An 11,436-nucleotide genomic window follows, 5' to 3' on the forward strand; every position below is an offset into this window, starting at 1 on the left:
CGAAAATACCAGACTTAAAAAGATGTATGCGGAAGAGCGATTAAAGGCCGAAATCATCCAGGAAGCGATGGCAAGCAGCACTGCTGCGCAAGGGTGAGGCCATCTTGCCGGCGTAAGATGGCACAACAGGCAGTTGCCCAGCATGCCATTAGTATTCGTTTGGCTTGTAAAGCATTTGGCATTAGTGAAACCTGCTACCGCTATCAAGCCAATCTCAGCGATGACAATGCACTCATTGCTGAACAGCTCATTGAACTCACTGAGGAAAATTCCGATTGGGGCTTTGGTTTGTGCTTCTCGTATTTACGGCATGTTGAGAGTTGCTGCTGGAATCACAAGCGGGTTTACCGCATTTACTGTGAGTTGGCACTGAATCTGCGTATTAAACCGAGAAGAAGACTAAAACGGCATGCGCCTGAACCATTGAAAGAACCAATCCGAGAAAATCAGGTTTGGTCATTAGATTTTATGCATGATCAGCTTTCCGATGGTCGCAAGTTTCGATTATTGAATGTGATTGATGATTACCGCCGCGAAGGCCTAGCCATTGAAGCAGGGTTCTCATTGCCCACAATCAGGGTTATTCGTACGTTGAATCAATTGCTGGAGTGGAGAGAAAAACCGTTAGTGATCCGATGCGATAATGGTCCCGAATTTATCAGTCACGAATTTGTGCGCTGGGCTACTGAGCACGGTATTCGTATTGAATATATTCAACCGGGTAAGCCACAGCAGAATGCGTATATTGAACGCTATAATCGGACTATACGTTATAGTTGGCTGAGCAAGCATTTATTTGATACTTTGGATGAAGTACAAGATTATGCAACAAACTGGTTGTGGCATTACAACCATGAAAGACCACATCAAGCTAATAAAGGAAAGCCACCTCTAATGGCTGCTTAACCTCTACTTTTAACTTCGGTTATTTATGGGAGGATTACCGATCACCTGAAATATTTAATACAGACAAAGGCAGTCAGTTCACGAGTGATGCATTTATTGATGTATTGAAATCAAATGGCATTCAAATCAGTATGGATGGTAAACTTGCGCAGTATACTGCTCATAGATTGATAATGTGATGGTTGAACGATTATGGCGGAACGTTAAATATGAAGAGGTGTATCTCAAAGCTTATAGCAGTGTCACAGATGCAAAAAAGCAATTGAGTGCATATTTTAAGTTTTATAATTTGAAACGACCTCATTCGAGTCTAGACAAAATGACACCCAATGAGTTTTACTATGATCAGCTACCCCAACAAAACAAGGTGGCTTAACTAGAGCGGAATATCACTTATAGAAGTTGTTCAAATTTCCGGGTCCATCTCTCTATCTCACAGAGCAAATATGCTGCAAAAAAAAAATCTATTTTTAAACTTCTTGTCCTGACTGTAGTGATCATGAATATGTTCATGATCAGCATACTAGTCTATACCTTACATACTTCACGTGAGAGCGAAGAAGCTCAAGCTAGGACTGGAGTAGAAAATTTAACATCATTACTTGAAGAAAGTGTGAGCAGCAGTTTACAAGAAATCGATTTGTCTTTGTATACTTTAAAAACTTATATAGAAAAAGAATTAAGTAAAGAAAAACAAATAAATAATAGAGAAATAAATCTATTTATTCAGAAACAAAAAGATTGGATCAGCTCTGTTACACGAATACACATTACCGATGAAAAAGGTCAAGTCCAATTCGCTGATCATGATATGGACGGTCAGAGGTCTAATTATGCAAATTTTAGTTTTTTTAAAGAGGCCCAACAAAAAAGTACGGATCAACTGTTTGTCACCAAGCTGATGAGAGATCCAAATGGCCAAGGCTGGGTTCATCTATTTGCACGACGTTACAATCAGGGTGATGGAACTTTTGCAGGCATGATTATCACTGCTTTACCTGCTAGCTACTTTAATCATCTAATTGCAGAACTGGATGTAGGCCCTAAAGGAGTGGTACTGGTACAAGACCTGGATATGCGAGTTATTGCACGTAATCCCATGCTTAAAACACCGAACGGAAAGGTGGGTTTTGTGGGGGGGCCACCGGAACTGTCACAACTGGTTCACTCTGGCGCACAGTCTGGCACTATTTATACTCGACGAACTACAGATAAAATCCCGCGTATTGGTAACTTTCGCAAGCTAAGTAGCATGCCTATTTTTGTTGTTGTTGCCTTCGGTGAAAAAGACTATCTGGCCCAATGGTATGAAGATGTTATCAAAGCCGTTTTGCTGGGATTACTCTTCATTGCGGTGACCACGATTGCTGGATGGTTACTTTGGCAGCAAATTCGGGCAAATATGTTGACCAATCGTCGTAGTCGGATGCTGTTACGTAATGTACAAGATGGTATTCATGTTCTAGATCGCCAAGGCAAGCTTCTTCAAGGTAGTGATTCCTTTTTTCGCATGATTGGTAGTACTCCGCAGGCAGCCTTGGGAAAAACCCTGTGTTACTGGGATAACGGCTATAATAAGGCTGAGTTGCAAGAGCTGATCAATAGAGGGATTTCTACACCTGGAGGTATTCGCTTTGAAACCTGTTATCTAAACGCCCAAGGTGAGTGTTATCCGGTAGAAGTCAGTTCAGTCCTGGTGGATCTTGATGATGATGAGGTATTCTTCTGCTCGGCACGTGATATTACCGAACGTAAAAAAGCAGAAGAAAACCTGCGTATTGCAGCGACCGCATTTAACTCTCAAGTCGGGATGCTGATTACAGATCCTCATTTGGTTATTTTACGTACCAATCATGCTTTTACAGAAATTACTGGCTATAGTGAACAAGAGTTGATTGGTTATACACCTAAAATCTTACAATCAGGCCTGCATGACAAAAACTTCTATACCAGCATGTGGAACCATATTCGCACGACAGGATCTTGGCAGGGTGAAATCTGGAATAAGCGCAAAAATGGCGGACTGTATCCACAACACATCTTGATTGCTGCTGTACGTGATGAGCATGGCCAAACCACACATTATGTTGCAACGCTTACCGATATTTCTGCCTATAAAGCTGCAGAAGAAAAAGTACACTTGCTAGCGTTTTATGACTCTCTGACTAAACTGCCAAACCGTAGCCTATTTTTGGAACACCTTGAACAGAGCATGAGAGATACAAAAAATAAAAAACAGCTCGGCGCTGTTCTGTTAATAGATCTGGATAATTTTAAAGCTATAAATGACACTGCAGGCCATGAAACCGGAGACTACTTATTACAGCAAGTCGCAACTCGCCTGCTAGAATGCGTAGAAGCCAATCACATGGTTGCACGACTGGGAAGTGATGAATTTGTGGTTCTGCTTGATCATCTTGGAAGCTCAGAGATGGAAGCTATCCCACAACTAGAAAAGACCGCAAAATATATTTTACAGACACTCACTCAACCTTACTTTTTGGCTGACTCTGAATATCATAATTCAGCCAGTATTGGGATCAGCCTATTTGGGATAGAAGCATGTGAAAATATCCAGGATCCAATTAAACGTGCTGATATGGCACTGTCTGACGCAAAGAATTATGGTCGAAATACTTATCGCTTTTTTGATCCCGAGATTCAATCTCAGGTTCAGGAGCGTGCTGAGATTGATACCGGATTACGTCAAGCACTAGAAAAAAACCAGCTGGTATTATATTACCAGCCACAAGTGAATGGTGCACAACAGGTGACAGGAGTAGAAGCCTTGTTACGTTGGCTGCATCCAGTTAAAGGAATGATTTCCCCTGCTCGTTTTATACCCGTCGCAGAAGAGAATGGTTTCATTATTACTCTGGGTCAATGGGTACTGGAAAGTGCCTGCCAACAATTGAGTGACTGGGCCAAGTATCCACAAACTGCTCACCTCAGCATGGCTGTAAATGTCAGTGCTAGCCAATTTGCTCGCGATGAATTTGTTCAAGACGTACTCGAAATTTTGGAACGTACACAAGCTCCCGCACACTTACTCAAACTTGAACTTACTGAAAGCGCCTTAGTGATGCGGGTAGAAGACATTATTGAAAAAATGACGGTTCTTAAACGTTACGGGGTGATGTTCTCTCTAGATGATTTTGGTACAGGATATTCTTCTTTAACTTATTTACAGCGGATTCCGATTGATCAATTAAAAATTGATCAAGGTTTTGTTCGGGATATTTTGGTGAGTGCCAATGATGCTGAAATTACCAAAATGATCATTGTTTTGGCAAAAACTTTGGGAATTTCTGTACTGGCTGAAGGTGTAGAAACCGAAGCTCAACGGGATGTATTAGAAAAACAGGGTTGTTATCATTACCAGGGCTATCTGTTTGGTAGACCGATGCCGATTGATGAATTTGAGCAGTATTTCATACTTCATCGAACTCCGCATTGAATAGCCTTAGTTAAACTATATTGATGGCTTTAAATCAATTTGTCCCAACATATTGTTAAGAACCTAAACTAATTTACCTGATAACTAATACAGAGGTGGGTAATACCCTCTGGAACGTTCTCGTTCAACCGACTTGGAAACAAGTCGGTTTCTTTTTAAGCAAAACTGTAACTTTTAGCCAATAAAATTGATCAAAAAACATTCGTTTTCACATTTTTTCCTGATTTCTCAAGGGTCACAGTTCAGAAATAATCCCCAATTTCTGCGGATAAATCTTGGGGTAAGTTTTGAGCAATCCTGTACGCTCAAGCTGACATCAATTAGGGACCATGGCGTCTATGTCACCCGTGAATTTTTTCATATGATGAGGACATAGAGAACAGGATGTTCCGAACAATAAGAATAAAGAAAATCGCACAAGGATTGGCAGGTACGACAGGAGTTATACCAAGCAAACCAATACGAAAAAGCCCGACAGGATGTCGGGCTTTTTTATTGCCTATCATTTCTCATTTGCAAAACAAGCATAATGCCCCTAAAATATAGACTATAATCTATATTTTGGTTGTGGTATGTGGACAGTCATTACGACAGATCTATTTAATCAGTGGCTTGAACAGCAAGATGAATCTACACAAGAGAAGGTCCTAGCTGCACTGGTTGTTCTACAGCAGCAGGGACCGAGTTTAGGCCGCCCTTTAGTAGATACTGTGTATGAGTCTAAATTTACCAATATGAAAGAACTGCGCGTTCAACATCGCGGTAGACCCTTAAGAGCTTTCTTCGCATTTGATCCCTTACGACAGGCTATTGTTCTATGTATTGCTGATAAAGGCGGTAAAAAGCGTTTTTATAAAGACATGCTGGATATTGCAGATGAACAATACCAACTTCATCTCGCCACCCTAGGAGATAAATCTAATGGCTAAGACTCTGCAAGAATTGTTAGCTAGCCGCTCTCCAGAGAGCCAAGCCCGTATTCAAAAAATGGCAGATGAATTACTGCTAGAAAATCAGCTTCATCTTATTCGTGAAGAACTCGAAATTTCTCAAAAAGAGCTTGCTGAAACTTTGGGAATAAAACAGCCATCGCTTTCAGCAATAGAAAATCGTGGCAATGATCTTAAGATTTCAACCATGAAAAAGTATGTTGAGGCAATGGGTGGGAAACTCCGTATTGATGTAGAGCTTCCAACAGGAAAACATATAGGATTCAAAGTTTAACAATAAAAATGGGAGCTATAGGCTCCCATTTTTATGTTATTCCTAAGTAGAAATGTCCTACCTAATAACCAAATAGAAATGTCCTATACAGACACTTCCAAGTCAAGCACAGGATTCAGATTTCGTTCTTTGATTACTGTTTTCTGTGCACGTCTGCTCGGCATCTTTTGAGAACGATTGCGTTTGTTTTGCTGTTCTAATTCTTCGTGCTGTTGTTGAATATGATTGAGAACAGCACCTAAACGTTTATTCTCAACAACCTCTCGCTGGTTGAGCTGACTTAATTTATCGAAGATGCTGTAATTGATTTTTCTTCCTTGATGTTCAATGGCTACCGTGCCATCCGGGTATTCCAGAAACTCAAGATACTTGCCGATCAACCTTTTATTTTCTTCGGTATTTTCCAGTAAATATACGCATTTATCATAAGTAATCGTCAGGCTGTTCGTGACTCTGCGGGGTTCACGCCAGGTAAAAACATCATCTAATTCTTCGGCTGTTTCAGTGACAGTCCGGTGTAGATCCTTGGGATTAAAGGCCATATTGGCAAATTTACGATTAAATTGCTCGATAAAGCAGGGCAGCCAGGCATTCGCTTGCTCAATCGAACAGATGCCTTCCAGGCGCATTTCTTTAATCAGACGGTCCTGAAGCGTTCTATTCGCCCGTTCTACACGGCCTTTGGCTTGTGGTGAATTGGCGAAGATGATATCGATATTGAGGGTACTGAGTACGCGTCCAAACTGGGTAATCTTGGTGTCTTTCTTGCTGCTTTGATTCACCCTGAAGACTGAATGTTTATCACTGTAAAACGCCAACGGCTTACCATGCTGCTCAACATACAAACGTGTTGAAATCATATTGCTAATGCTGAATCTCCTATATTTGAACCCAACTCAAATGGTATTGAATTTCAGGACACAGTTAAGCCGCAAGAAGATGAATCTGTGATCATTAAAAATCACATCAATGCGTTCTTAAACACGAATCTCAAAGAAATTTTAGATAGCAATCAAGTGACTGAGTTAGTCGTGATTGGTGCTATGAGCCATATGTGTGTCGATGCGGCTGTTCGTGCTGCTTCTGATTTTGGTTATAAGGTAAAAGTTATTCATGACGCTTGTGCAACACTAGACCTGGAATTTAATGGCGTTAAAGTACCTGCTGGTCATGTCCATGCAACATTAATGGCCGCTTTTGAATTTGCATATGCTCAAGTAATATCAACTGAAGATTATGTTAGCTAAAGACTAAGATTTCCTAAAATTAACATAATACGCCTTATACGAAATAAAAGATGGGAGCTTAAAGCTCCCATCTTTTATTTAATTTTTAGATAAGGCCAGGGTGAGCATCTAAAATTCGAATCAATGTAGCTGCTGGTCCAGTTGGATAACGTCGTCCTTGTTCCCAATTTTGCAGGGTACGTGGGCTAATATGTAGACGTGCAGCAAATTCATTTTGGCTCAAGCCAGTTTTTTCACGTACTTCTTTAATATCAGGCAATTCGAGTTCTGTAACTCGGCTTGCTTTAACTTCTTTACGTTTGATAGCTCCAGCTTCTTTGATTGAAGCAACCAAGTCATCAAATAAGTTGTTATCCATGAAATTGCTCCTTCACGAGTTGGTGCAGAATGGCTGTTTCTTTATCCGTTAAATTATCTTTAACTGATTTTGGATAAGCCACTAAGAAAAAGATTTGATCATCCTCATTTACCCAATAGTAAATTACTCTAATGCCGCTACTTTTACCTTTGTTACCTTGAGCACAACGTACTTTTCGAATGCCACCGCCATTCTTGATTAAGTCACCTTTATCTGGCTGAACCAATAGATCTTGTTGAAGTTGACGATATTCCTCATCAGATACAAGGTCTTTAATTTGCTTGGTAAAGATGCTGGTTTCAATAAATAACATAGACTTAATGTACGTCAATGGCGTATATCGATTTTAGCAGTTTCGATATCAAAAAACGAGAGCTGTAGACTCTCTCTTTTCGTATAACCACCATTATGTTAAATGGAAGGAAGCAAAATAAGTTAACATTTTGCTTCCGGCCACACTAAGCTAGAGTTTTATTTAAATAAAGCTATTTAGTAATCATTAAATTAATTAAAATCTAAATCTAACACCAGCTCCATATAACCAACCTTTCTCAGAGTTTGATTCTATTTGCCACGACGTTTCATCATTACCTTTTGAATACTCATAGGCAATGTCGATATACGGCATGATCTTTTTACTGATTTCATAGCGAGTTTCAAACCCTGCGGTTGCACTGCTTAAACCAGTTCTTTTCGCATATTTAGAGTCATCACTAAAGATAGCATCCAACTCTAAATAAGGTTGAATAATCAACTTTTGCGTAATCAGAAAATCACGTTCCGTTTCTAGGCTAAAGCCCGCATAATTGTCTTCTCCCGCATAGAGATAAGCATCAGTTTCAAAGAAATATGGCGCCATACCATGTAAGCCAATCACCGCATCAACATTTTCTTCGGTGTCTTTGCGATGATCATTGAGTTCAACTTTTTCACTACGATAACGTGCACCAATCTGTGCATCCCAAAAGTCTGAAATCATACGGCTATATAAAAGTTTGGCATCATAATGTGCATCATGCGATTCTTCTTTATCGGCATGAATTTTAATAAAAACCTTATTTTCATCTGTGCCAATACGGGTTTCAAACTCTGACTTTAAATCACCTGTGCCATCTTCATTGACAAGCCACTTATTGTCCACTGTCGTAATCGCATAAATTTGCGCACCGTGTTCTGAGCGATGATCATAATGCGAACTCTGCTGAGCATTCGCATCTGGTACATGATGTAAATGATTAACCGTAGATGTTGCCTGATGTTGTGCCTGATTCATTTGGCTATGGTTCATTTGAGAGCGATCCATTTGCATCGGCTGATTTTGACTAGAAGATGTAGCAACTGTCATTTTTTCAGGCGCACTATGATCTTCACCATTATGTGCCAAACTCACTGCACTGACCATCAACAAAGAGCTTGCTAAAACAGTTTTAGAAAAAAGATTAATGGTGCGCATGTTGATCTCCTTTCTGTACTTTTTGATCTTGCTGTTTCTCTGTTGATTTGTGATGCATTGGCTGATGACCTGCATGTTGATGGTTCATCGGTGCTGAATGTGCAGCATGATTCATTTTCCCCATCATCTGCATGTGTTGTGCATGCTCTTGTGGAGAATGCTGTGAATGATCCATCTCAGACATCGCTTGATGATTCATTGATGGTACATTTTTTCCATCAGTCTGAGCAGTTGAATGATGCCCTTCGTGCGCCAAACTTAAGCTTGTTAAACTCAATACCGCAACAGAAAAAAACGCTTTAAATACAAAATTAGTGATGTGCATGTCCAGCTCCTTTTTGCTCAGTTACTTGGTGAGTTTGAGTCGAATTTGTACCTTGAATTGGCGTTGTAGGCACTTGTTCATCGCTAACATTTGCCACGATCAACTTGTTCATCATTCCTGCACTCATGTGATACAACAAATGACAATGGATTGCCCATTCGCCCAACTCATCCGCAGTTAATAAAGCAGTCACTGTTTTACCCGGTGGTACAATCAATGTGTGTTTATTCGGCATATCTACCGACTCTTGACCATTCTCCAACTGCATAAACATGCCATGTAAATGCATGGGGTGCGCCATCATACTGTCATTAATAAATTTGATACGGATACGCTCGCCATACTTCACTTTTAATGGCTCAGCATCGCTGAATTTTTTACCGTTAATCGTCCAAATATAACGCTCCATAGTACCGCCCAAACGCACTACTAATTCACTGCTAGCTTCACGAGTATCTTTTTGCGGTTCTAAAGATTTTAAATCACTATATTGCAAGGCTTTATTGCCCGCAGGTGTAGATGCATTTGCCCAACCATAAACCACTTGATCATTTTCTTGTGGTTTTGCTGTGCCATGCTGTGAATGATCCATTTTCGAGTGATCCATGCCTTGCATATCGCCATGGTTCATTTTTGAATGATCCATTTTCGAGTGATCCATGCCTTGCATATTGCCGTGGTTCATTTTCGAATGATCCATTCCTGCATGATCACCGCCACCATGTCCCATATCTTCCATGGTCAAAAGTGAGCGTGGACGTGGTACAGGCATATGAATGCCATGTGTCATAGGATTTAATTCATTGTGCAGTGTACCAATCGCATAGCCTGCACGGTCAATTGACTCAGCTTCAATTTGATAATGTCCGCCTTTTGGCTCCACAATCACATCATAAGTTTCAGCTGTGCCAATACGAAACTCATCCACAGCAACAGGTTTTACAGGCTGACCATCAGCACTGACCACAGTCATTTTCAAGTTAGGAATACGGACATCGTAGAAAGACATCGCAGATGCATTCACAAAACGTAGGCGAATTTTTTCATTCGGTTTAAACATTCCTGTCCAATTTTGTTCAGGTGTTTTGCCATTAATGAGGAAGGTATAACCTGTAACATCCGACATGTCGGTTTTTAGCATACGCATCTGATTCCACATTTTGCGGTCAGACCATGTCGCTTTTATGCCATCACGTTTAACCTGCTTCCAAACATCACCCAAGGTTTCACGCTGATCTTGATAATATTCAGCTGAAATTTTAAGATCTTTCTGAATTTGATCACTGGTTTTTTCATGAAAATCTGACAACATCACCACATAGTCACGTTCAGCTTTTTCATGTGCTGCCAATGGTGTTTTACCTTTTGGATAAATCACAAAAGAACCATATAAGCCGTCCTGTTCCTGTCCTTTAGAATGAGCGTGATACCAATAAGTCCCGCTTTGGCGAATCTTGAATTTATAAACATACTCGCTTTGAGGCTTAATACCGTTAAAACCATTAAATCCCGGTACACCATCCATAATGCCCGGCAACAACAGTCCGTGCCAATGAATAGAAGAATCTTGGTTTTTTAAATTATTTTTCACGCGAATGATGGCTTCATCACCCTCTTCAAACTCAAGCAAAGGCGCAGGAAATTGACCATTTACGGTAATGCGCTTTACAGGCTTTCCAGTTGGGCTGACCACTGCTTCATCAATAACAAGCTGATATTCACGCACTTCGGCAAAAACCAAAGGCGACGATGCAAAACAAATACCTGCTAATAGGTACGAACTAATTTTATGAGACATAACTTAACCTTAATTTTTGAAAAATAAATAAATTTTAAAAAAATTGGTTAAGTTTTAGGAGGACGTGAAATTTCTTGCCAATACCCATTTAGATATTGGTTGGGGTAATAAAAATTAGGCTGATCTATAGAATAGAAGGTATCTAGGGGATCTAGCGAGCTTTGCAAAGAATGAAGACATGAGATCTGTGTCTGGCAGGATAAGCTAGAACATTCCTGACACTTTTTGTGATCTATATTCTGATTAAGAGCTAAATGATTATGGCAATCGGTATTCGTCTGTACTTCGTGATTAATACCATGTTGAGTGACTTGCTGTGCTTGATCTAAACAATGATCTTGGCTCATTTCAGTTTGCATATTGATATGCATTATCTTTACTGATGCAACAGACACACTACTCCATCCTATGGCAAAAACCATAAGAAAACAAAACCAAAGTTTTTTGGAGAGATGAGTCAACACGAATGCTATCTAGGAATAGAATTTAATCCAAAATATCTTAACGGAATTTTCAAATATTTACAACTCAATATAATTTAGTAGTTTCTCTAAAATTAACATAATACACCTTATACGAAATTCTCTTTATTTATCTCTCTGTACACGACAAAAATAGATAACTCATTGAAATAATGTCACAATAATTGTTTTCTAACGACGAATACT

Annotated in this window: 9 protein-coding genes and 3 pseudogenes; 6 read left to right on the forward strand and 6 right to left on the reverse strand. The window is 39.8% G+C overall.

The window, feature by feature from the left end; genetic code table 11:
- The 5 genes and pseudogenes from CF596_RS13515 to CF596_RS13535 all read left to right on the forward strand — a co-directional run.
- Positions 1 to 906, forward strand: a pseudogene (locus CF596_RS13515) (IS3 family transposase); the annotation flags it as partial.
- Between the two features lie 44 nt (positions 907 to 950).
- A pseudogene (locus CF596_RS13520) lies at positions 951 to 1,282 on the forward strand (integrase core domain-containing protein); the annotation flags it as partial.
- Between the two features lie 135 nt (positions 1,283 to 1,417).
- Complete coding sequence (locus CF596_RS13525) at positions 1,418 to 4,363, forward strand: EAL domain-containing protein (RefSeq protein ID WP_096902774.1); 2,946 nt, start codon at positions 1,418 to 1,420, stop codon at positions 4,361 to 4,363.
- Positions 4,364 to 4,935: 572 nt separating this feature from the next.
- Positions 4,936 to 5,292 (forward strand): type II toxin-antitoxin system RelE/ParE family toxin, encoded by a 357-nt coding sequence (locus CF596_RS13530; protein WP_096902775.1) that lies wholly within the window; start codon positions 4,936 to 4,938, stop codon positions 5,290 to 5,292.
- Positions 5,285 to 5,587 carry a helix-turn-helix domain-containing protein gene (locus CF596_RS13535; RefSeq protein WP_096902776.1) on the forward strand — a complete coding sequence of 101 codons (303 nt, stop codon included), beginning with the start codon at positions 5,285 to 5,287 and terminating at the stop codon, positions 5,585 to 5,587. The genes CF596_RS13530 and CF596_RS13535 overlap by 8 nt, the downstream gene beginning before the upstream one ends.
- Positions 5,588 to 5,670: 83 nt before the next feature.
- Here the strand turns inward: CF596_RS13535 and CF596_RS13540 are convergent.
- Positions 5,671 to 6,447: pseudogene (locus CF596_RS13540) on the reverse strand (ISNCY family transposase); the annotation flags it as partial.
- A 21-nt stretch (positions 6,448 to 6,468) separates the two neighbouring features.
- Here CF596_RS13540 and CF596_RS13545 point away from each other — a divergent pair.
- A complete protein-coding gene (locus tag CF596_RS13545) occupies positions 6,469 to 6,834 on the forward strand; it encodes an isochorismatase family protein (RefSeq protein ID WP_277948956.1) in 366 nt (121 codons plus the stop codon).
- Between the two features lie 85 nt (positions 6,835 to 6,919).
- Here CF596_RS13545 and nadS read toward each other — a convergent pair whose 3' ends face one another.
- The 5 genes from nadS to CF596_RS13570 all read right to left on the reverse strand — a co-directional run bounded on the left by nadS (position 6,920) and on the right by CF596_RS13570 (position 10,768).
- Positions 6,920 to 7,192, reverse strand: a complete 273-nt coding sequence (gene nadS, locus CF596_RS13550) for a NadS family protein (protein ID WP_004942828.1) — start codon at positions 7,190 to 7,192, stop codon at positions 6,920 to 6,922.
- Positions 7,185 to 7,505 (reverse strand): type II toxin-antitoxin system RelE/ParE family toxin, encoded by a 321-nt coding sequence (locus CF596_RS13555; RefSeq protein WP_096902778.1) that lies wholly within the window; start codon positions 7,503 to 7,505, stop codon positions 7,185 to 7,187. Before CF596_RS13555 ends, nadS begins: the two co-directional genes overlap by 8 nt.
- A 195-nt stretch (positions 7,506 to 7,700) precedes the next feature.
- Positions 7,701 to 8,645 carry a copper resistance protein B gene (locus CF596_RS13560; RefSeq protein ID WP_096902779.1) on the reverse strand — a complete coding sequence of 315 codons (945 nt, stop codon included), beginning with the start codon at positions 8,643 to 8,645 and terminating at the stop codon, positions 7,701 to 7,703.
- Positions 8,632 to 8,970: a hypothetical protein gene (locus tag CF596_RS13565; RefSeq protein ID WP_004897649.1), complete on the reverse strand. Its 339-nt coding sequence runs from the start codon at positions 8,968 to 8,970 to the stop codon at positions 8,632 to 8,634. The genes CF596_RS13560 and CF596_RS13565 overlap by 14 nt, the downstream gene beginning before the upstream one ends.
- Positions 8,957 to 10,768 (reverse strand): copper resistance system multicopper oxidase, encoded by a 1,812-nt coding sequence (locus tag CF596_RS13570; protein ID WP_096902780.1) that lies wholly within the window; start codon positions 10,766 to 10,768, stop codon positions 8,957 to 8,959. Before CF596_RS13570 ends, CF596_RS13565 begins: the two co-directional genes overlap by 14 nt.
- Positions 10,769 to 11,436 lie beyond the last annotated feature (668 nt).

Origin of the sequence: Acinetobacter sp. YT-02 (genome assembly GCF_002412355.1) — a bacterium.
In the GTDB taxonomy this organism is placed as follows: domain Bacteria; phylum Pseudomonadota; class Gammaproteobacteria; order Pseudomonadales; family Moraxellaceae; genus Acinetobacter; species Acinetobacter towneri.

Excerpts from the sequence above, each read along its gene's own strand:
- CF596_RS13560 (WP_096902779.1), bottom strand. The coding sequence starts at position 8,645 with ATGCGCACCATTAATCTTTTTTCTAAAACTGTTTTAGCAAGCTCTTTG.
- CF596_RS13535 (WP_096902776.1), top strand. The coding sequence starts at position 5,285 with ATGGCTAAGACTCTGCAAGAATTGTTAGCTAGCCGCTCTCCAGAGAGC.
- CF596_RS13570 (WP_096902780.1), bottom strand. The coding sequence starts at position 10,768 with ATGTCTCATAAAATTAGTTCGTACCTATTAGCAGGTATTTGTTTTGCA.
- CF596_RS13525 (WP_096902774.1), top strand. The coding sequence starts at position 1,418 with ATGATCAGCATACTAGTCTATACCTTACATACTTCACGTGAGAGCGAA.
- CF596_RS13565 (WP_004897649.1), bottom strand. The coding sequence starts at position 8,970 with ATGCACATCACTAATTTTGTATTTAAAGCGTTTTTTTCTGTTGCGGTA.
- CF596_RS13555 (WP_096902778.1), bottom strand. The coding sequence starts at position 7,505 with ATGTTATTTATTGAAACCAGCATCTTTACCAAGCAAATTAAAGACCTT.
- nadS (WP_004942828.1), bottom strand. The coding sequence starts at position 7,192 with ATGGATAACAACTTATTTGATGACTTGGTTGCTTCAATCAAAGAAGCT.
- CF596_RS13530 (WP_096902775.1), top strand. The coding sequence starts at position 4,936 with ATGTGGACAGTCATTACGACAGATCTATTTAATCAGTGGCTTGAACAG.